This window comes from Mesorhizobium sp. PAMC28654 (assembly GCF_020616515.1).
GTDB lineage: Bacteria > Pseudomonadota > Alphaproteobacteria > Rhizobiales > Rhizobiaceae > Mesorhizobium.
This window is the reverse complement of the sequence record NZ_CP085135.1, coordinates 6,511,640-6,530,494: the sequence shown is the minus strand read 5'-3', so window position 1 is coordinate 6,530,494 and position 18,855 is coordinate 6,511,640. Positions and strand designations below refer to the sequence as shown.

At 62.1% G+C, this 18,855-nt stretch carries 19 protein-coding genes and 1 pseudogene; 13 read left to right on the top strand and 7 right to left on the bottom strand.

Annotated features, from left to right (window positions below):
- Positions 1 to 166: 166 nt before the first annotated feature.
- The 3 genes and pseudogenes from LGH82_RS32340 to LGH82_RS32330 all read left to right on the top strand — a co-directional run bounded on the left by LGH82_RS32340 (position 167) and on the right by LGH82_RS32330 (position 3,209).
- On the top strand, positions 167 to 1,000 hold the full coding sequence (locus LGH82_RS32340; RefSeq protein ID WP_227346582.1) for a C1 family peptidase: 834 nt from the start codon (positions 167 to 169) through the stop codon (positions 998 to 1,000).
- Between the two features lie 247 nt (positions 1,001 to 1,247).
- Positions 1,248 to 2,538, top strand: a pseudogene (locus LGH82_RS32335) (DUF3419 family protein).
- Between the two features lie 2 nt (positions 2,539 to 2,540).
- Complete coding sequence (locus LGH82_RS32330) at positions 2,541 to 3,209, top strand: class I SAM-dependent methyltransferase (RefSeq protein WP_227346581.1); 669 nt, start codon at positions 2,541 to 2,543, stop codon at positions 3,207 to 3,209.
- Positions 3,210 to 3,221: 12 nt separating this feature from the next.
- Here the strand turns inward: LGH82_RS32330 and LGH82_RS32325 are convergent.
- Positions 3,222 to 4,170, bottom strand: a protein-coding gene (locus tag LGH82_RS32325) for an IS630 family transposase (protein WP_227343924.1) whose coding sequence is annotated in 2 segments (ribosomal slippage) — positions 3,222 to 3,828 and positions 3,827 to 4,170 — 951 coding nt in all. Because the reading frame shifts where the segments join, the coding sequence is not laid out codon by codon here.
- Positions 4,171 to 4,261: 91 nt separating this feature from the next.
- Positions 4,262 to 5,641, bottom strand: a complete 1,380-nt coding sequence (locus LGH82_RS32320; protein ID WP_227346580.1) for a serine hydrolase domain-containing protein — start codon at positions 5,639 to 5,641, stop codon at positions 4,262 to 4,264.
- Positions 5,642 to 5,866: 225 nt separating this feature from the next.
- Between LGH82_RS32320 and LGH82_RS32315 the strand changes: the two genes are divergently transcribed.
- Positions 5,867 to 6,658 carry a glycoside hydrolase family 25 protein gene (locus LGH82_RS32315; protein WP_227346579.1) on the top strand — a complete coding sequence of 264 codons (792 nt, stop codon included), beginning with the start codon at positions 5,867 to 5,869 and terminating at the stop codon, positions 6,656 to 6,658.
- 126 nt (positions 6,659 to 6,784) lie between these two features.
- Entirely contained in the window at positions 6,785 to 7,963 is a 1,179-nt protein-coding gene (locus LGH82_RS32310; protein WP_227346578.1) for a lytic murein transglycosylase, read from the top strand.
- A gap of 39 nt (positions 7,964 to 8,002) precedes the next feature.
- Here the strand turns inward: LGH82_RS32310 and LGH82_RS32305 are convergent, their stop codons facing one another.
- Positions 8,003 to 9,223, bottom strand: a complete 1,221-nt coding sequence (locus LGH82_RS32305; protein ID WP_227346577.1) for an alanine racemase — start codon at positions 9,221 to 9,223, stop codon at positions 8,003 to 8,005.
- Positions 9,224 to 9,425: 202 nt separating this feature from the next.
- Here LGH82_RS32305 and LGH82_RS32300 point away from each other — a divergent pair, with 202 nt between their 5' ends.
- On the top strand, positions 9,426 to 10,346 hold the full coding sequence (locus LGH82_RS32300) for a DMT family transporter (protein ID WP_227346576.1): 921 nt from the start codon (positions 9,426 to 9,428) through the stop codon (positions 10,344 to 10,346).
- Positions 10,347 to 10,967: 621 nt separating this feature from the next.
- Here the strand turns inward: LGH82_RS32300 and metF are convergent.
- Together metF and LGH82_RS32290 are read right to left on the bottom strand one after the other, a co-directional pair.
- Positions 10,968 to 11,885 carry a methylenetetrahydrofolate reductase [NAD(P)H] gene (gene metF / locus LGH82_RS32295; protein WP_227346575.1) on the bottom strand — a complete coding sequence of 306 codons (918 nt, stop codon included), beginning with the start codon at positions 11,883 to 11,885 and terminating at the stop codon, positions 10,968 to 10,970.
- A complete protein-coding gene (locus tag LGH82_RS32290) occupies positions 11,885 to 12,892 on the bottom strand; it encodes an ArsR/SmtB family transcription factor (RefSeq protein ID WP_227346574.1) in 1,008 nt (335 codons plus the stop codon). The genes metF and LGH82_RS32290 overlap by 1 nt, the downstream gene beginning before the upstream one ends.
- A gap of 161 nt (positions 12,893 to 13,053) precedes the next feature.
- On the opposite strand from LGH82_RS32290, the gene tsaA reads away from it, so the two are divergent.
- From tsaA to LGH82_RS32270, 4 genes are all read left to right on the top strand, one after another.
- Complete coding sequence (tsaA, locus tag LGH82_RS32285) at positions 13,054 to 13,560, top strand: tRNA (N6-threonylcarbamoyladenosine(37)-N6)-methyltransferase TrmO (protein ID WP_227346573.1); 507 nt, start codon at positions 13,054 to 13,056, stop codon at positions 13,558 to 13,560.
- The gene (locus LGH82_RS32280) at positions 13,557 to 13,868 is read left to right on the top strand and encodes a DUF2293 domain-containing protein (protein ID WP_227346572.1); all 312 of its coding nucleotides are present in this window, start codon (positions 13,557 to 13,559) and stop codon (positions 13,866 to 13,868) included. The genes tsaA and LGH82_RS32280 overlap by 4 nt, the downstream gene beginning before the upstream one ends.
- Before the next feature lie 110 nt (positions 13,869 to 13,978).
- Positions 13,979 to 14,938: a D-amino acid aminotransferase gene (locus tag LGH82_RS32275; RefSeq protein WP_227346571.1), complete on the top strand. Its 960-nt coding sequence runs from the start codon at positions 13,979 to 13,981 to the stop codon at positions 14,936 to 14,938.
- A 118-nt stretch (positions 14,939 to 15,056) separates the two neighbouring features.
- Positions 15,057 to 15,896 (top strand): SDR family oxidoreductase, encoded by an 840-nt coding sequence (locus tag LGH82_RS32270; RefSeq protein ID WP_227346570.1) that lies wholly within the window; start codon positions 15,057 to 15,059, stop codon positions 15,894 to 15,896.
- Between the two features lie 47 nt (positions 15,897 to 15,943).
- Here LGH82_RS32270 and LGH82_RS32265 read toward each other — a convergent pair whose 3' ends face one another.
- A complete protein-coding gene (locus LGH82_RS32265; RefSeq protein ID WP_227346569.1) occupies positions 15,944 to 16,561 on the bottom strand; it encodes an MOSC domain-containing protein in 618 nt (205 codons plus the stop codon).
- Positions 16,562 to 16,578: 17 nt separating this feature from the next.
- Positions 16,579 to 17,208, bottom strand: coding sequence for a TetR/AcrR family transcriptional regulator (locus tag LGH82_RS32260; RefSeq protein ID WP_227346568.1), 630 nt, complete (start codon positions 17,206 to 17,208; stop codon positions 16,579 to 16,581).
- 124 nt (positions 17,209 to 17,332) lie between these two features.
- Between LGH82_RS32260 and LGH82_RS32255 the strand changes: the two genes are divergently transcribed.
- The 3 genes from LGH82_RS32255 (at position 17,333) to LGH82_RS32245 (ending at position 18,775) form a co-directional block, all read left to right on the top strand.
- Positions 17,333 to 17,752, top strand: a complete 420-nt coding sequence (locus LGH82_RS32255) for a hypothetical protein (RefSeq protein ID WP_227346567.1) — start codon at positions 17,333 to 17,335, stop codon at positions 17,750 to 17,752.
- A gap of 20 nt (positions 17,753 to 17,772) precedes the next feature.
- Positions 17,773 to 18,171: a VOC family protein gene (locus LGH82_RS32250; RefSeq protein WP_227346566.1), complete on the top strand. Its 399-nt coding sequence runs from the start codon at positions 17,773 to 17,775 to the stop codon at positions 18,169 to 18,171.
- A 136-nt stretch (positions 18,172 to 18,307) separates the two neighbouring features.
- Positions 18,308 to 18,775, top strand: a complete 468-nt coding sequence (locus LGH82_RS32245) for a hypothetical protein (protein ID WP_227346565.1) — start codon at positions 18,308 to 18,310, stop codon at positions 18,773 to 18,775.
- The last annotated feature ends 80 nt before the right edge of the window (positions 18,776 to 18,855 follow it).

Sequence of the window (18,855 nt, the reverse complement as noted above, 5' to 3'; positions counted from 1 at the left end):
AGATATGTATGTGAAATACATCATGCTTCTATAAAAATACTAAATATAAGAATTTTCAAAACAAAAATCCTATTTCATAACATACAAATCGGAAAGACTTTTGGATTATTCTGTGGTATGCTTGAGAAATGGGGGTGTGTTTTTATTGTTCCGGGAGGACATCTCAATGGCTATGCAGAGCGTACCGAGTGCAATGCCAAAAGTGAGGAAAAGCAGCGGCTTAGGCTGGGTCAGGGACCTGCCCGATCCGAGAGATCAATTGTACAGTGCGCCTCTCTCCGTGCTGAAGGCGCTGCCGGTGTCAGTAGACCTCAAGCCCGAGTTTGCGATTTACGATCAGGGTCAAATTGGCTCCTGTACGGCGAACGCGCTGGCGGGAGCGGTGGAGTTCGATCGGCTCAAGAACAATCAGAGTCCCGACTTTGTACCGTCACGGCTCTTTATCTATTACAACGAACGCAAGATCGAAGGGCATGTGGCCAATGACTCTGGCGCTCAGCTTCGCGACGGGATCAAGACACTTCAGAAGTTAGGGGTTTGCCCGGAGACTGAGTGGCCATATGTGGCTACACCAGCGCCCTATGAGGGAGGGCCTTTTCCGGTGAACTCCAAGCCGGTGACACCGCCTTCGACGGCTTGCTACGACGATGCCGTGAAATTCGTCATCACGAGCTACCAACGCCTGACTCCCGCGCTCAATCAGTTAAAGGGCTGCCTGGCCTCAGGATACCCGTTTGTGTTCGGGTTCACGGTGTTTGCGAGTTGGTATTCGCAAAACCCGAGGCCGTCGATCATTTCGCTGCCCAGCGCCAACGACAGTGCCATTGGCGGACACGCCGTGATGTGTGTCGGATACGACGACGGCACCGGCCTTTTCAAGATCAGGAATTCCTGGGGCTCCAAAGTAGGCACAAACGGCTACTTCTTCATGCCATACGCCTATTTGACCGACGGAACCATGGCATCGGATTTTTGGGCAATCAACGCAGTCAAGGACTAAGGGCGTAACCAGGACCAAGGCGTAGTCAGTCGACGATTTCGTGCTCAGCGAGACGAAGGTGTCGTCGTTGCGTTGAACACGACCAGCGGTCTTCAAAGAAGCCGAGCACGAAATCCATGTGCACAAGACGGCTAGAGGGATGCCGGACGAGTTCCGACCGAACCCTTCGGTCTCGTTTTCGTCCTTTGCGGCAGCACGCCTAGGTCAAAGCCGGAAAGGCTCAAACTCCGCCTGTCACGGGCCTGTCATGACCCTGCGATACCCGCTTGCGCCAGAGCAAATGGGGAATCACCTGGCTATGACGGACGTTTCGGGAGAACTGGTTTTCCGCCGCGGCAAGGAAGTTGGAAAAGCCGTCTACCAGAACCGCCCGCTATCCAAGGCCGGCATTTCCGAGCGGCTCTTCGCCTTCCTGTTCTCCGGCCTCGTCTACCCGCAGATATGGGAAGACCCGGATGTCGACATGGAAGCCATGCAGCTTGGCCAGGGTCACCGCATCGTCACCATCGCCTCGGGCGGTTGCAATATCCTCGCCTATCTCACCCGCTCTCCCGAAAGGATCGATGCGGTCGATCTCAACGCGGCTCACATCGCGCTGAACCGTATGAAGCTCGAGGCTTTCAGCCACCTGCCGTCGCAAGGCGACCTGTTCCGCTTCTTCGGCGCGGCCGACACAAGTCACAATTCGGAAGCCTACGATCGCTTCATCGCGCCGCATCTCGATCCGGTCAGCCGCCATTACTGGGAACGCCGCAACTGGCGCGGCCGCCGGCGCATCGCTGTTTTCGACCGCAATTTCTACCAGACCGGCCTGCTCGGCCTGTTCATCGCCATGGGCCACCGCACGGCGAAATTCTTCGGCGTCGATCCCGCCGGCATCATGGCGTCGAAGAGCATCGCCGACCAGCGCCGCTTCTTCAATGAAGAGCTGGCTCCGGTGTTCGAAAAGCCGCTGCTGAAATGGGCGACATCGCGCAAGGCCTCGCTGTTCGGCCTCGGCATCCCGCCTGCCCAGTACGATTCGCTGATCACGTCGGGCGACGGCACCATGGCCAACGTCCTGAAAGCCCGGCTGGAAAAGCTCGCTTGCGATTTTCCGTTGAAGAACAACTATTTCGCCTGGCAGGCTTTTGCCCGGCGCTACCCGAACCCGGGTGAGGCCGCCCTGCCCGCCTATCTGGAGAAGCGCAACTACGCGACGATCCACAAGAATATCGATCGCGTCGCCATCCATCATGCCAATCTGATCGAATTCCTCGCCGCCAAGGATGCCGGCACAGTCGATCGCTTCGTGCTGCTCGACGCGCAGGACTGGATGACCGACGACCAGCTCAACGCGCTGTGGGCCGAAATCACCCGCACCGCATCGGCCGGCCCGCGTCATCTTCCGCACCGCCGCTGAGCCAAGCCTGTTGCCCGGCCGCGTCTCCACCTCGCTGCTCGACCAGTGGAATTATGAGACCGAAGCCTCGCGCGAGTTTTCGGCCCGCGACCGCTCGGCCATCTATGGCGGCTTCCACCTCTATGTGAAGCGCTGACCATGAGCACCACCGAACTGCCGGCCGGCCATGCCGAACTGATGGACGGCGTCTACCGCTGGCAGCGCCACATCTATGACCTGACGCGCAAATACTATCTGCTTGGCCGCGACAGGCTGATCGAAGGGCTCGACGTACCGGCCGGCGGCACGGTGCTGGAGCTTGGCTGCGGCACCGGGCGCAATATCATCCTCGCTGCCCGCCGCTATCCGGAGGCGCGCTTCTTCGGTCTCGATATTTCGTCGGAAATGCTGGAGACGGCCAGTGCTGCCATCGCCCGCCAAGGCCTGTCGGCGCACGTCAAGCTGGCAAAGGGCGACGCCACGGATTTCGACGCCAGGGCGTTGTTCGGCCTGGCGTCCTTCGATCGAATATTCGTTTCCTATTCGCTGTCGATGATCCCCGGCTGGGAAAAGACCGTTTCCACTGCCCTTGACGCTCTGTCTCCCGAAGGGTCACTGCACATCGTCGATTTCGGCCAGCAGGAGGGCCTGCCGCGCTGGTCCCGTTCCCTGTTGCGCGGCTGGCTGCGGAAATTCCACGTCGAACCGCGCGCCAATCTACGCGAGGTTCTGGATTCGCAATCTCAGCGGAGCGGCGCAACCTTTCGTTTCCGGACGCTTTATCGCGGCTACGCATGGCTGGCCGTGCTCGGATCGCGCCGCGACTAGAGCAGAATCTGATCATTCCGGCTCATATCCTGTTGCGGCGAAGTAGTTGGCGCACTCGGTTGGTGTGAAGCAAGGCAGTGCGGCGCTGATGGTATCCCACAATTCCGCGACGGTTCGTGCGGCGGCTTTGCGTAGAATCGATTTCAGCTTGGAAAAGGCGTTCTCGATCGGGTTGAAGTCGGGGGAATAGGGCGGGAGGAACATCATCCTTGCGCCGGTTGCTTCGATCGCCACACGGGCGGCTGCGCTTTTGTGCGCCGGCAGGTTGTCGAGGATCACGACATCGTCGGGCCGCAGCGTCGGCACGAGAACCTGCTCGACATAGGCGACAAACCATTCGCCAGTCATCGGGCCGTCCAGGACCATTGGCGCGGTCATGCCAGTGAGGCGCAGGGCGCCGGTGAACGTCGTCGTCTTCCAATGGCCATGCGGGATTGGCGATCGGCACCGCATCCCGCGCTTCGTGCGCCCCCGCAGTCGAGCCATCTTTGTCGAGGCTCCGGTCTCGTCGATGAAGACCAGATGCTCGGGATCAAGATCGGGCTGGGCGTCGAACCAGGCGTTTCGTCGCGCCGCCACGTCTGGCCGCTCCTGCTCGCTGGCGTGCGCCGTTTTTTTTGAAGGTCATGGAGTGACGATCGAGAAACCGCCAGATCGTGCTCGTCGCAAACGACGCGCCATGCTCCTGTCGCAGCAACTCGGCGAGTTCGACCAGCGTGATGTCCACCCGCCTCTCGATCGCCGCCAGGATGATGTCGCGATACGCTTCAACGCGGTGGGACCGCCTGTCGCCGCCCTGCGGCTTTGCGCAGGTGGCTCCGGTCTCGCGCCATTCCCGGACCCAACGCACCGAGCTTGCCGCCGCCACGCCAAATCGCGCCGCTGCCGCCCGTCGCGACAGGCCGCCATCAACCGCTGCGACCACCCGAGCCCGCAAATCTTCCGATAAGGATTTCGCCATGCCATGCCGGCCTCCGAATCCAGCAGATATGCTGAATCAGATTTCCAATCCCAACGAAACCCCTATCGATTCTATCCGCTCGGATTTTGCTCTAATGTAGCGCCTTCACCAGAGACCCCACCATCGCCTGAGGCCGATAGCCGAGCTTGGCCGGCGTCAGCCCGAGCCGCACCACCACCAATTGCTCGGACGGTATGATGGTCACAGTCTGCCCGTCATGCCCTTCCATCCAGATGGTATCCTTGGGCAGGCCGGCGGCCACGCCGGCGCCCGGGCCTTCCTCGTCGCCCGGCCCCTCGATCCACAACTGGCCCTTGCCATAGACTTTCGAAGCCGGCGCCGGCTCGCGCATCCAGTCGACGAAGCCGGCCGGCAGGATATCCTTGCCGTTCCAGACGCCGCCCTGAAGCAGGAGCTGGCCGAACCGCGCCCAGTCATGCGCCGAGGCGTAGAGATAGGACGAACCGACGAAGGTGCCCTGCTCGTCGGTCTCCAGCACCGCGCTGTGCATGCCCAGCGGACCGAACAGCGCCGTCCGCGGCCAAGCCAGCGCCTTATCCTTGTCGCCGATCGCATCCTGCCAGAGCCTCGACAGCATCACCGCCGTGCCGCTCGAATAGGAGAATACCTTGCCGACCTCGCCGGCCAGCGGCTTGGACGCGGCAAAGCCCGCCATGTCTGGTTCGAGGTAGAGCATGCGCGTCACGTCGGCGACATCGCCATAGTCCTCGTTGAATTGCAGGCCGCTCGACATCGCCATCATGTCGGCGAGGCTGATCGCGGCGCGGCCGTCGGCTTTCCATGGCCCGAACAGGCCCTGGTTGGTCACCGCCATCTTGCCGTCCTTCACCAGCGTGCCGATGATCGCCGCGTTCACCGTCTTGGTCATCGACCAGCCGAGCAGCGGCGTCTTTTGCGAAAAGCCGTCGCCATAGCGCTCGGCGACGATGCGTCCATTCTTGACCACGACCACCGCGCGCATGCCGGTGCCGGTCAGTGCCGCATCGTCCAGCAGCTTCGAAATCAGCTGATTCTGTGAAGCATCGACCCGCTCGCCATCCGGCCACAACGCATCCTGTGGCGTCGCGGCCGGCTCGGCACGGAGCTTCGTCTGCCTGGCCTTGCTGAGGTTGCCGTCCGGAACCGAAGCACAGCCGACCCCGTCGCGAGCAATGGCCACGCTCTTGCCGAGCACGCCAAGCAGCCCCGCCGAGACCGTCCCCCGGTTCTTGTCCACGGAGACCCACATCAGCCTGAGCAGCGGATTGCCAGGCGCCTGCACGTCGACAGCCAGCACTTGCCTGGCATCGCGCCCGGCAAGGAAGACATTCGAACAGACGATCTTGACCGAATAGCCGGAACCGACGCGGATCAGTTCAGGCGGGGCGATGTAGAGCCAGGCAAACAGTGCCACGACCGCCAGCACGACCAGCCCCAACAGCCATTTGATGATCTTGAAGAGGATCCGCATATTTCCACCCTCGGTTCGACCGGGGGTGCGTCCCCATGTCATCGATTTGCCGCCATTGCTTCCGCAAATCATGGCACTTGTCGAGCGCCGTCAACCGAATATCAACCATGATCGGCGATCACCTGAGATGTCGGGCGATGCTGTGGGGCGATCGCTCGGAGGCCATCCAAGGGGGCCGCAACAAAAACCCATCAGCGGCCGGCTGAAACCGGTTCAGGAGAAGCGATGCGCCGTTTCGCGGCCCTCATCATGCTGTCGCTGCTGGGCGCGTGCTCGACCGTCGACGATCTGGCGCCGGTGTCGTCGAGCACAAAGACGGTCGTGGTTCGCGCGCCGCGCTTCGCCGATTCCAAGCCGCATGAATGGGTCAACAGCGCGCCCTGGAACTATGCCGTGCACGGCACCGACGTCTCCAAATACCAGACATCGGTCGACTGGCCGGCGGCCAAGGCCAGTGGCATTTCCTTCGCCTTCATCAAGGCGACAGAGGGCGGCGACCGCTTCGACGAATATTTCAGCGAGCATTGGAGCCGCACGAAAGCCAACGGAATCCCGCGCGCGGCCTATCATTTCTACTATTTTTGCACGCCCGCCATCGTCCAGGCGCGCTGGTTCATCCAGAATGTGCCCAACGACCGCTCCTCCATGCCGCCAGTGCTCGACATGGAATGGAACCCGCAGTCGCCGACCTGCAAGCTGCGTCCCGATCCGGCCACGGTGCGCGCGGAGATGACTGTCTTCCTCGAGATGATCGAGAAGCACTATGGCAAGAAACCGATCATCTACACCTCGGTCGATTTCTTCGACGACAACAATCTGTCGACCTACCGCGGCTATCCCTACTGGCTGCGTTCGGTGGCCGGCCATCCCCGTGAGAAATATGGCAGTCATCCTTTCACCTTCTGGCAGTACACCGGAACCGGCATCGTTCCGGGCATGACGGGCAAGTCCGACATCAACGTTTTCAACGGCACGGAAGCCGCCTGGAACAAGTGGCTGCGGCAGAACACCCGTTGACACCGGGCGCTTCGCCTGCTTTTCGACACAGCCAGCGGTAAATTCTGCAACCACTGGTAATCCAGAGCCCGGCGCCTAATGGACGCCTAAGGGACGCTCTGGCGTTTCAATGTCGGAAGGAAGCCTATGCCATTGCGTTCCAAAGCCCTCGCGGCGCTGTTTTTGTGCGCCACGGCGTTGCCAGTGATGGCGCAGGAATGCGGCGGTGATTTCGAAGCCTGGAAACAGGTCGTCGCGAACGAAGCCAAGGCGGCCGGCGTCGGCGCGGTCGGTCTTGATGCGCTGGAAGACGCCACCATCGATGACAGGGCGCTGGCGCGCGACCGTGCCCAGGGCGTCTTCACCCAGACATTCATCCAGTTCTCCGGCCGCATGATTTCCGCCTACCGGCTGAAGCAAGGTGCGGCGAATATGAAGAAATACGCCGATGTCTTCGCCCGCGCCGACCAGCAGTTCGGTGTCCAGGCACCGGTGATCACCGCGTTCTGGGCGCTGGAGACGGATTTTGGCGCCGTGCAGGGCGACTTCCACACGCTGAGCGCGCTGGTGACGCTGTCACACGACTGCCGCCGCCCGCAGATCTTCCGTCCGCAACTCGTGCCGCTGCTGGAACTGATCGATCGCGGCGTGCTGCCGGCCGACGTCAAGGGCGCCTGGGCCGGCGAGATTGGCCAGACGCAGATCCTGCCTTCCGACTATCTGCTGCGTGGCGTCGACGGCGATGGCGACGGCAAGGTCGACCTGCGCAACAGCGTGCCCGACGTGATCATGACCACGGCCAACAAGGTGCTGTCGCGCGGCTGGAAGCGCGACCAGCCCTGGATCGAGGAAGTCCGCGTGCCCGACGAGATGCCGTGGGACCAGACCGGGCGCACCAACAAGCTGCCGCTGTCGCAATGGGCGCAGTGGGGCGTCACCAACCCGAACGGCACGCCGCTTGTCGACAATGGCCTGAAGGCGGGCCTGGCAATGCCGATGGGGCGCAAGGGGCCGGCATTCCTCACCTATGACAATTTCGACGTCTATCTGGAATGGAACCAGTCCTTCACCTACGCGCTGACGGCGGCCAACCTCGCCGCACGGCTGGCCGGCGCACCGCAATTCGATCCGCGCACCCCCGAAACCGGCCTCAACAATGACCAGATGAAGGCGCTGCAGACCAAGCTCGAAGCCAAGGGCTACGACGTCGGCACGGTCGACGGCATCCTGGGCACCAACACCCGCGAAGCCATCCGCAAGGAGCAGATGCGCCTTGGCCTGGCCGTCGACGGCTGGCCGACGCCGGATCTGTTGGGGAAGTTGTAGCTCCCTCCCCCTTCTCCCCTTGTGGGAGAAGGAAGAAACTCAGTCCGCCATCGTCTCCAGGCTTGCAAACCCTTGTGGCGCATCACCTTCGTCGAACGGTGTCGTCACCTCGACGAATGTGTCGGGGTAGAACCCGTTGAAGCGGGTCCTCAGCGACAGCGAATAGGCGCCGATATGGCCGATTTCGATCCAGTCGCCGGTATCGACCGTTTCCGGCAGCCAGAACGGCCGCGACAGGATGTCGACGGAATCGCAGGTCGCGCCGCACACCTTGAACGGCACGATGTTCTTTTCAGCGCCATTGCGCGTGCGGATCGCCGGATCGGGAATGAAGCGCGCCGGCAGCGTGATCTTGCCGGTCCATGAATCCGACAGCGACGCCCAGATGCCATCATTGATGTAGAGCCGCTTGCCCTTGCGCAGCAGCACGCGCACGATCAGCGACAGGCAGCGCGCCACGATCACCCTGCCCGGCTCCGCCACCAGTGGCATCTGGTCGAACTGGTATTCCTTGAGGTCGTCCGAGAGCCGCGACATGATCTGGCCGAGTGACGGCATCTCGATCTGCTTGCGGTTGGGGTCATGTCCGTATTCGGCCGGAAAGCCGCCGCCGACATCGAGCCCAGCAATATCGAAGGTAAGCCGGTTGCGCACCCAGTCGGCCGAGGCCAGCGCCCGCTCATAGGTGTCGGGATCCTCGATCTGGCTGCCGACATGGAAGCACAGGCCAACCTTGTAGCCGGTGCGGTTCAGCCGTTCGGCCAGTTCCACCGCATAGGCCGGCCCGGCGCCGAACTTCTTCGACAGCTCGTAAGCCGCGTGCCCCTTGGTCTGCACCCTTACGAACACGGTGATCGTGCCAGGATCGATGTCGAGCGCCCGCACCACGCGCGTCACCTTGGTGATCTCGTCCTCATGGTCGAGCGAAATGACCCGGATGGCGTATTTCTCCAGCGCCAGCTTGATATCCGACTGCGCCTTGACCGGATGCATGTAGAGCATCTCGGCATCGGGAGAGACAGCACGCACGGCGGCGAATTCACCAGGCGAGGCCACGTCGAAGGCGGTGACACCGGCCTCGACCAGCGCCTTCAGCACGATCGGCTCACCATTGGTTTTCACCGCATAGGCGGTCTTGCCGGGGAACATGCCCATGAACTGCCGGGCGTCCGCCTTCAGCACCTGCGGGCGGAAGCAGTAGACCGGATCGTCCGGGCGAAGCGCCAGTGCCGCCTCGCGGGCATTCTCGAATCGCTGCATGGACGAATCCTCTTGCGCACAATTAATCCAAGCTAGCGGCTAATGAAAACAATTCTGTGTCTCGTGTCCCTCACTGCAAGGCGTTACGCCTTTTTGGCACGAGAGCGAGGCCATCAGTCAGGTTTCGGGTGGCCCTTGTCTCCGAACCCGCTATGGCTTGCGCCCATGACGGGGAATGCAGACCGTCGGGGAGGACGATCACATGGCAAGCACAGCCACCACCGCGCCGGCACGCGGACCAATGGTGCTCAGGGACTGGGCGCAGCTTCTGCTGCTCGGCGCCATCTGGGGCGGTTCGTTCTTCTTTGCCCGTATTGCCGTGTCGGAACTTCACCCACTGGTGCTGGTGCTGTTTCGCGTCGGCATCGCCGCACTGGCCCTTCAGCTCTATCTCGCCATTCGCGGACCGTCCTTTCGGCTCGCCCTTCCGCATGCCGGCCTGTTCTTCCTGCTGGCGCTCACCAACAATGTCGTGCCCTTTTCGCTGATCTTCGCCGGCCAGACACAGCTCGGCGCCGGCGTCGCTTCGGTGCTCAACGCGACAACGCCGTTCTGGACATTGATCCTCGCCAATTCGCTGACATCGGACGAAAAGCTCTCCTGGAACAAGCTGGCGGGCATCGCGCTCGGCATCGCCGGCACGGCGGTGATGATCGGTCCCGGCCTGGTCGCCGGGCTGGGCGGTCCTGTCTGGGCCAAATTCGCGCTGATCGGCGCCTCGCTGTCTTATGCCGTCGCCCTGATGGTCGCGCGCCGCTTCAAGGGCATCCCCTCGCCGGTCGTCGCCACCGGGCAGCTGACCGCTTCGACCATCATCATGATCCCGGTCGTGCTGATCGCCTACGGCCCGGCTGGCGTGTTTTCCGCCTCGCCGCCGGTCTGGGCGGCTGTATTTTCGCTGGCGCTCTTGTCGACCGCTTTTGCCTATATCCTCTATTTCAATCTCGTCGCCTCGGCCGGCGCCACCAATGCCTCATTGGTCACGCTCATCGTGCCGGCCAGCGCCATTCTGCTCGGCTTTTTGTTCCTCGGAGAGCGGCTCGCATTGTTCGAAATGGGGGGCATGGCGCTGATCGCGCTGGGTCTTGTCACCATCGACGGCCGTGTATTTGGCCGGCGCTAATGCATGGCGCTAAAAATGCGCAACGATTTTGGGCTGGCGACATGCATCAGAAAACCTGGCGCGCGCGTACAATTGGACGCGCAAAGGACGCTCCAGCCACCAAATGAATCGCCACATCGTGCTTTCCGAAAGTCGAATCCGACTTAGGGTCGAATGTGGTAGCGGTACCATCGCATGGTCCCGTCACATTTTATTCACAGGTGTGAAGCCGGCTTTTGGCTAGGAATTTCAATGAGTAAAGCCAGATAGCCGCTTGCTGCTCTCGCATTTTGACCGCATTGCGGCATATTTTTGACTTGCCTGTGGCACAAATGAACCTAGACTCTCACTCATAGCTCTTTAAGAGGAGGCTATGTCATGGGACTTACGAGGCCAATCAACGCATTGATGATCTGTGCCGCGTTCGCATTCATCGGAGCCCTCATCATGGGCTTTCTTCCGTAAGACCGCGCTAGCGGGGGAATGCCGGTACTGAATAGTCCAAACGATTGAAAAGGCCGGGTTTTACCCGGCCTTTTTGCATTAGTGAGCACTGTTTAACTAGACACATTCACGCACTGCCATAGTGCTGCCCGTATGCAACTCGAAACCATGCTCCGCACAGCGCATCCCTCGCCCGACTCAGGCGGCGGCGGACCCCGCCGTCTCGGCCTCGTGCGAACGGATGCCGATCATGTGGCAGACGGCGACGACGAGGTCGGCCCGGTTCATCGTGTAGAAATGGAAATCACCAACGCCGCGCTCGACAAGGTCCAGCACCTGCTCGGCCGCCACGGCGGACGCCACCAGCGCGTGCGTCTGCGGATCCTTCTGCAATCCGTCGAAGCGCTCGGCCAGCCATGCCGGCACTAGGGCGCCGCAACGCGCCGAGAAATTGGCGACCTGGGTGAAATTATGCACGGGCAAAATACCGGGAACGATCGGTATGTAGATACCGGCCCGCCGCGCCCGCTCGACATAGCGCTCATAGAGATCATTGTCGAAAAAGAACTGGGTGATCGCCCGTGTCGCGCCATTGTCGACCTTGCGCTTCAGCATGTCGATGTCGGTGGCGAAATCCGGGCTTTCCGGATGCTTTTCCGGATAGGCGGAGACAGAGATGTCGAAATCGCCCGCCCCTTTCAGCGCGCCCACCAGCTCGGCGCCATTGGCATAGCCGCCGGGATGCGGGCGGTAGGCAGCACCGACGCCTTCGGCCGGGTCGCCGCGCAAGGCGACGAAACGAGTGACGCCCATGCCGGCGAATTCCTGGATCACCGCATCGACCTCGTCACGGGAGGCATCGACACAGGTCATATGCGCCGCCGGCGTCAGGGTCGTTTCGCTGAGGATGCGCTTGACCGTGCGGGCCGTGCGCTCGCGGGTCGAACCACCGGCGCCATAGGTCACCGAGACGAATTTCGGCTGCAGCGGCTCCAGCCGGGTGACGGTTTCCCACAGCCGCGCTTCCATCTCGTCATTCTTCGGCGGAAAGAACTCGAACGAAACCTTGATCTTGTCGCCAATGTCGGGGCGGCGGGAAAAGCGGAACTGATTCATCAGGCGATTTCCCTTACCTGTTGGGGATCGTTGGAAGGATCGGCAATCAGTAGGCGCCGATCGCGGCCGAGCCACAGCTTGACGGTGAGCTTGGCTTCGTTGCCGCCGCGTGGTTCGAATTCCTGGCTGTCCTCGAGATCGAGGCCGGCCTCGGCGAACCAGTCGGCAATCTGCCGGTCGGAAAAGCCGAGCCGCATATGGGCATGTTCGTCGCGCAGGAATTCCAGCGCATGTGGAGCGAAATCGACGATCACCAGCCGGCCGGACGGGCGCAACAGCCGCGCCGCCTCATGGATGGCGCGTGAGGGATCGTCGAGATAGTGCAGCACTTGGTGGATGGTGACGAGATCGAAAGCGTCACGCTCGACTGGCGGTGCAAAAATATCGCCCTGCCGCACCTGCGCATTGGATACGCTGGCCTTTTCGAGATTGGCGCGCGCCACCGTCAGCATCTCGCGCGACATGTCGATGCCGACGCCGCGCCGGTAGAGTGGCGAGAATATCTCCAGCAGACGCCCGGTGCCGGTGCCGAGATCGAGCATCGACTGGAATGGCCGCTTGCCGATCAGCTTCAGAAGTGCGGCTTCCACGGCGCGGTCCGGCACGTGCAGGGAGCGGATGTGGTCCCAGCTCGCCGCGTTCTGGGAGAAATAGGTGGCGGCGCGATCCTGCCGCTTGCGCTTGACAGAGGTGAGCCGCTCGAGATCGCGCTCGACCTGCGGGTCGGCGCCACGGATGCCCGAGATCAGCCTGAGGACGAAGTCGCGTGAGGCATCGGAGTCCGAGAGCCGGAAGAACGCCCACGACCCCTCCTGGTAGCGGCCGATCAGGCCGGCCTCGAGCAGCAGCTTCAGGTGCCGCGACACGCGCGGCTGTGACTGGCCGAGGATTTCGGTGAGATCGGAAACGGTGAGGTCGCCGCGCGACAGCAGCGCCAAAATGCGCAGCCGGCTGGATTCGGCGGCCGCCTTCAATGTATCTACCATCGTGTCGAGCGCGACATGCATGAGCGTATTCTCTTTGAAAAGATATAAACATATGTTTATGTCGATTTTAACAGCCTTGCAAGACCTATGTCGCTGCCGGACAAGAAAATGACGCATGCGTGATTCCCCCGGACAGGGCTGCGCGGGACAGATCATGCGAAACAGGACCAGGGGCGAAGACCATGTTCGAGATGCGCGGCGGTGAAAAGCTTCTGGATGCCGATCCGGCAACGCTGCCGCCCGACGGCCACATCGTCTTCATTGGCCGCATCACCTCGCCATGGACGACGCGGGAGGACTGCCCGAAGAACATGCGGACCGCCTCCGAGACCGGGCAGCCCGCGACCCTGACGATCGACACGCCCTATCGCGAGGGCCTGGCCGGGCTGGAGCGCGCCAGCCATGTCATCATCCTGTCCTGGCTGCACCATGCGCCACGGAATCTGATTGTGCAGAAACCCCGCCATGCCGCTGAACCAAAAGGCATATTCGGGCTGCGCTCCCCTGCCCGCCCCAACCCGATCGGACTGCATGTCGCCAGGCTTGTGGCAGTCGACATCGGCAGCGGGCGCATCGAACTCAATGCCATCGACGCGCTCGACGGCACGCCCGTCATCGACATCAAGCCGTATTTCGCTTCCGTCGACGCTGTTCCCGAGGCGACCGTGGCCGGCAGGGACGAACGATGAACGCACCGACCGGACGCCGCCGCGCCATCGCCAAGGCACTGACCGCGCTGCTGCCGCTCGCGCCCTATGCCGACATGGAAAAGATCCGCGCTGACGCCGGCTCGGTCCACATGAAGACCTTGCCGCCAACCATCGCCGTGTGGCTGGCAACGATCGCCCATGTCCGCCATGTCCATACCGACTACGAAAAGCTGCTGAGCGAAGGCTATGACCGTGACTCCGCCCGTTTCTTCGTCATCGAGCAGACCAACATCATGCTCACCCGCTGGCGAGCGACACGCCTGCTCGATGCCGACGAGGAGGAATGACCCAAACAGAGGTGCCGATGGCTCATCTGGCAGCCGGCTCTGCGTCTTGTGGCGTCGGCGTGGCAGCTCTAACGGTCGGTTCGACCATGCTGTGACCCCGAGGAGACGAGATGAGCAACACCGTCGATCCGCAAGCCCGATCGCTGCCGTCCGTCTCCGACCGCCACATCGACCCGCACGCCTATCCCGATGGCATCGCCTTCCTGGATGGCCAATACCTGCCGATGTCGCAAGCAAAGATCTCGGTGCTGGACTGGGGTTTACTGCATTCGGATGCTACCTACGACACCGTGCATGTCTGGAACGGTCGCTTCTTCCGACTCGACCTGCATCTCGACCGCTTCTTCGGCGGTCTGGAAAAACTGCGCATGGCCATCCCCTTCGACCGCGATGGGGTGACCGAAATCCTGCATAATTGCGTCGCGCTGTCCGGCCATCGCGCTGCCTATGTCGAGATGCTGTGCACGCGCGGCGCCTCGCCGACTTTCAGCCGCGACCCGCGCCAGTCGATCAACCGCTTCATGGCGTTCGCCGTTCCGTTCGGCTCGGTCGCCAATGCCGAGCAGTTGCGGCGCGGCCTGCGCGTCGCCATCAGCGACAAGGTACGCATTCCGCCGGCCTCGATCGATCCGGCGATCAAGAACTACCACTGGCTCGATCTGGTGCGCGGTCTCTACGACTCCTATGACCGTGGCGCTGAGACCGCCCTGATCCTCGATTTTAACGGCAATGTCGCTGAGGGTCCGGGCTTCAATGTGTTTTGCGTCAAGGAGGGAAAACTGTCGACGCCCGCCATCGGCGTTCTGCCCGGCATCACAAGGCGCACTGTCTTCGATCTCTGCGCTGAGGCGGATCTTACCGCCATCGCTGCCGATGTCGGCGTCGCAGCGCTTCGCGCGGCCGACGAGGTCTTCATCACCTCGACCGCCGGCGGCATCATGCCGGTGACGATCATCGACGGCGCTCCTGTCGCGGACGGCAAGGTCGGGCCGATCACCAGCCGATTGACGGTGCTTTATTGGGAAAAGCACGGCGATCCGGCCTGGTCGAGCCCGGTGGGCTATGCCTGACCTGACCAAATAATTCTCCTCCTGCCTCTGGAAAAATGCGGGGTGCGCCGTATATGCGAAAAGCGGAGAAGCCTCCGCTTTCACAAAATCGCGCCCTCCTGGGCAAGGATTCCACATCATGACAAACAAGGTTTGGTTCATTACCGGATCGTCGAAGGGTTTTGGCCGCGTCTGGGCCGAGGCTGCATTGGCCCGCGGTGACCGCGTCGCCGCGACCGCCCGCGATGCCGGCACACTTTCCGATCTCGTCGAAAAATACGGCGACCATGTCGCCGCGATAAAACTCGACGTCACCGACAAGAAATCCGTCGAAACAGCCATTGCCGAGGCACACAAGCGTTTCGGCCGGCTCGACGTCGTCATCAACAATGCCGGCTATGGCCATTTTGGCGCCGTCGAGGAGGTCAGCGAACAGGAAGCCCGCGACCAGATCGAGACCAATGTGTTCGGTGCGCTTTGGGTAACGCAGGCCGCCCTGCCGATCATGCGGGCGCAGCGTTCCGGCCACATCATCCAGGTCTCGTCGATCGGCGGCGTCAACGCCTTCCCCTCGCTTGGCCTCTACCATGCCTCCAAATGGGCGCTGGAAGGTTTTAGCCAGGCGCTCAGCCTCGAGGTCGCGGAATTCGGCATTCATGTCACGCTGGTCGAGCCCGGCGGCTTCTCCACCGACTGGTCTGGTCCCTCGGCCAAGGTCTCCAAGGCAATCGCCGCCTACGAGCCGACCCGCGCCGCCATGGCCGAACGCCGCAAGCGCTCGGTGGCAGGCGATCCCGAGGCCACGGGTCCGGCGATGCTCGCCATCGTCGACGCGGCCGAGCCACCGCTGCGCGTGTTCTTCGGCGATGGCGGCCTGCCGATGATCAAACAGGAATACGCCAACCGCATCGCGCTCTGGGAAAAATGGGATCACGTGTCCGACATGGCGCAAGGCGCCAACAAGAACCGCAAGGCCTGAGCTACGAGAATAGTGCCGCGTCCGCCTCGGTGGCGCGGCTCCTGCCCTCAGGCCTGGTAAATCCACTGCTCGGGCACCCGCACCGACATCTCCTCGCCGGCCTTGATCGTGCCGGGCTTCTCGACCCAGGCGACGAGGCCGCGCAGCCGCTTGGCCGCTTTCGGGAACATCAGCGCGCCGGCTTCGACGTGGGCCATCCCAGCATTTTCGGCTATCGAACGCCCGGAGAGCCGGCACGGCCCGTTCTGTGCATCGACCTTGATGGTCACGCCGCCCTTGAAGAACAGCAGCGAACCGGCCGGCAGCATCGACAAATGCGGCACGCCTTCGATAAGCATGTTGGCGCCGATCCATTCCGGCTTGATCTCGGCCAGGCCCATCCGCTCGGCGACAACAGCCAGCTCGTCCGCCGCCACGATCGACAGTTGCCGCTCATTGCGCATTTCCGTGCCTCGCGGATACCAGGGTTCGCGACCGCCCGAACGCCTTGTTGGCCCGGCATGGAAATCGTCGGCAATGCCGTCGAAGCCCAACCGCAATTCACCCACCGGACGCGTCTGGAAATCATCGGATGGCGCGACATAGAGCGCGGCCGCGCGGGCTGAAAGCTTCCGGGCCGGGATGATCTCGACCGGCTGTTCGGTCTCAGGAAACAGATCCAGCATGGCGTTCTTTCCTTGGTTCATGCTCCCAAGCTTTGCCCTTCGGCCGGCAACGCCGCAAGAGCGGTTTGGGCCAAAGCGCGCAACTCTTCGGCCGAGGCGCCGTCCCGCGCCTGGATCGACATGCCGTTCATGACCCCGGCCAGGTACTTGGCGAAGCCCTCCACGGAGAAGCCTTCCGGCATGTCGCCCATTACCCTGCCCTTGGCCAGCCGTTCCGCGATAGCGGCCTCGCTTGCCTTGCGATAGGTCCTGAGCTCATCGGCAATGGCTTGCGCCTGCGGCGAGGCTGCCAGCGCGCCGCTGACGAACAGGCAGCCGCCCGGCTTGCCGGGCCTGGAGTAAGCTTCCGCCGCGCCGAAAAGCAACCGCCGGATCGCCTCCCCCGTCGGCACCGGCGCGCTGAGTGCATCCAGTGCAAACCCGATCTCCGTCTCATGGTAGCGCGTCAGCGCCTTGCGAAACAGCGTCTCCTTGTCGGTGAAGGCGTTGTAGATCTGTGGCGGCGTCAGCCCCATCGCCTCGCGTAGCATGGCCAGCGATGTCGCCTCATAGCCATGTTCCCAGAACAGATGCATCGCCGCATCCAGCGCCCGGTCGGGATCGAATGCGCGTGGTCGCCCGCCGCGTTGCTTTTCCAAATTTTCCATAACGATCGATACGAAACCAATTGACTCGTCCTTTTCGTGTAACGTAACGTTTGATACGAAACATGGCAAGCCGGAAGACGCGCTGGCGAAACCAACCATGCAAACCCAGCCAAAGGAGAGAAAAATGCCAATCACCGTGACCGCGCCCGAGGGCACACTGACCCCGACGGGAGAGCGCGAGATCCTGCCGCGCCTCAGCGCAGCGCTCATCGAAGCCTCCGGCGCCACCGGCAATTCGTTCTTCACGTCGATCGTCGGCGGCACCGTGCATCTCCTGCCGCCCCGTCACATCTATGCCGGCGGCGCCAATCGGCCGGTTGTCATGGTCGAGTTGAAATTGCCGAATATCGGCCTTGGATCGACTGAAGCTCGAAACGCCTTCATCACCGCCGCCGCCGGGATCGTCGCCGAACTCTGCGTTCCCAGCCATAGGCCCGAAAACACCTGGATCAACATCGTCAACGCGTCCGATGGCGGCTGGGGTATCGGCGATCAGCAATATACAGGCGACCAGCTTATGGCGGCCGCCGCCGCCGCGCACTGATCCGGCAAAGGAGCGAACCGATGCGGCTCTCCCCTTCGCTGTTCTTCACCACCAACTGCGAGCCGGCACTAGCCTTCTACGAGCAATGCGGGCTTGGGCGAGGAGCGATCCTGCTGCGCTGGGGCGACAACAACATGCCGGTGCGAACCGAAGCCATGCGCGGAAAGGTGCTGCATGCCCGGTTCGAAGGCCCGGGCATCCTGTTTCATGCTTCGGACAATGATGATGCCGAGCCGATGAAAGGCTCGGCATTGATGCTGGAGTTCGAAGAACTTGCCGCCATGCAGGTGCTTTTCGATCGCATGGCGGCGGGCGGCCGGATCACCGTGCCGCTGGCTCGGCAGTACTGGGGAACCAGTTTCGGCATGCTCGTCGACGCCTTTGGCGTGCAGTGGATGTTCAGCTGTTCTGGCGGCTGATGTTGCCAGGCCTGTTCCACCAGGAGGGCATCCCGTCATTCAAGTTCCAGTGCGTCGGTTTCGATGCTAGCTTCCGGGACAGCAGGAGGCGGCGATGGAACAAAGTGAAATCGTAAAACGATCAGCCGGAAACTTCTTGATCTTCGCGGCTTGCGCGTTCCTGTTGTGGATCTGGGCCGCGCTCATTGATCGGATTGCCCAGTTCGTGCACCTGTCAACGCCAGGACACCTCACTGGCGTTGCCACCTCGATAGCGAGTTCGTCCACGCTTCAGGCAATCATCAGCATCTGGCTTCTGACCGCTGCCGTAGCGATTGCATTTCCCGTGATCTGGCGACCGCTCTCCACGACCACGACGCTGATGTTCGACGTTGGCTATGGCATTCTTGGCGCCTTGACGGGCTTCGGCTTCGCCATCGGCCTGTTTGGTGGCGGTTGGCACATATTTCTGTGGGCGTTGATCTACAGCATCGCCATCGCCGTCGGCTACGCGCTGGTACGCTGGTGGTTGCCGCTTTCGGAAGTGCGATCTTACGGCGGTGGCCGGTGGATCCTTGCCGGCATCCTGTTCCTGGCCTCTCCTGTGATCCTTATCTGGGGATAGGCGGGCGAATGCCCAGGCCGCAAGAACGCATCAGCATCCGATCACGATCTTCTTACCTGGAATAAGGGCCGGTTTCAGCG

Excerpts from the sequence above, each read along its gene's own strand:
- LGH82_RS32340 (WP_227346582.1), top strand. The coding sequence starts at position 167 with ATGGCTATGCAGAGCGTACCGAGTGCAATGCCAAAAGTGAGGAAAAGC.
- LGH82_RS32330 (WP_227346581.1), top strand. The coding sequence starts at position 2,541 with ATGAGCACCACCGAACTGCCGGCCGGCCATGCCGAACTGATGGACGGC.
- LGH82_RS32320 (WP_227346580.1), bottom strand. The coding sequence starts at position 5,641 with ATGCGGATCCTCTTCAAGATCATCAAATGGCTGTTGGGGCTGGTCGTG.
- LGH82_RS32315 (WP_227346579.1), top strand. The coding sequence starts at position 5,867 with ATGCGCCGTTTCGCGGCCCTCATCATGCTGTCGCTGCTGGGCGCGTGC.
- LGH82_RS32310 (WP_227346578.1), top strand. The coding sequence starts at position 6,785 with ATGCCATTGCGTTCCAAAGCCCTCGCGGCGCTGTTTTTGTGCGCCACG.
- LGH82_RS32305 (WP_227346577.1), bottom strand. The coding sequence starts at position 9,223 with ATGCAGCGATTCGAGAATGCCCGCGAGGCGGCACTGGCGCTTCGCCCG.
- LGH82_RS32300 (WP_227346576.1), top strand. The coding sequence starts at position 9,426 with ATGGCAAGCACAGCCACCACCGCGCCGGCACGCGGACCAATGGTGCTC.
- metF (WP_227346575.1), bottom strand. The coding sequence starts at position 11,885 with ATGAATCAGTTCCGCTTTTCCCGCCGCCCCGACATTGGCGACAAGATC.
- LGH82_RS32290 (WP_227346574.1), bottom strand. The coding sequence starts at position 12,892 with ATGCATGTCGCGCTCGACACGATGGTAGATACATTGAAGGCGGCCGCC.
- tsaA (WP_227346573.1), top strand. The coding sequence starts at position 13,054 with ATGTTCGAGATGCGCGGCGGTGAAAAGCTTCTGGATGCCGATCCGGCA.
- LGH82_RS32280 (WP_227346572.1), top strand. The coding sequence starts at position 13,557 with ATGAACGCACCGACCGGACGCCGCCGCGCCATCGCCAAGGCACTGACC.
- LGH82_RS32275 (WP_227346571.1), top strand. The coding sequence starts at position 13,979 with ATGAGCAACACCGTCGATCCGCAAGCCCGATCGCTGCCGTCCGTCTCC.
- LGH82_RS32270 (WP_227346570.1), top strand. The coding sequence starts at position 15,057 with ATGACAAACAAGGTTTGGTTCATTACCGGATCGTCGAAGGGTTTTGGC.
- LGH82_RS32265 (WP_227346569.1), bottom strand. The coding sequence starts at position 16,561 with ATGCTGGATCTGTTTCCTGAGACCGAACAGCCGGTCGAGATCATCCCG.
- LGH82_RS32260 (WP_227346568.1), bottom strand. The coding sequence starts at position 17,208 with ATGGAAAATTTGGAAAAGCAACGCGGCGGGCGACCACGCGCATTCGAT.
- LGH82_RS32255 (WP_227346567.1), top strand. The coding sequence starts at position 17,333 with ATGCCAATCACCGTGACCGCGCCCGAGGGCACACTGACCCCGACGGGA.
- LGH82_RS32250 (WP_227346566.1), top strand. The coding sequence starts at position 17,773 with ATGCGGCTCTCCCCTTCGCTGTTCTTCACCACCAACTGCGAGCCGGCA.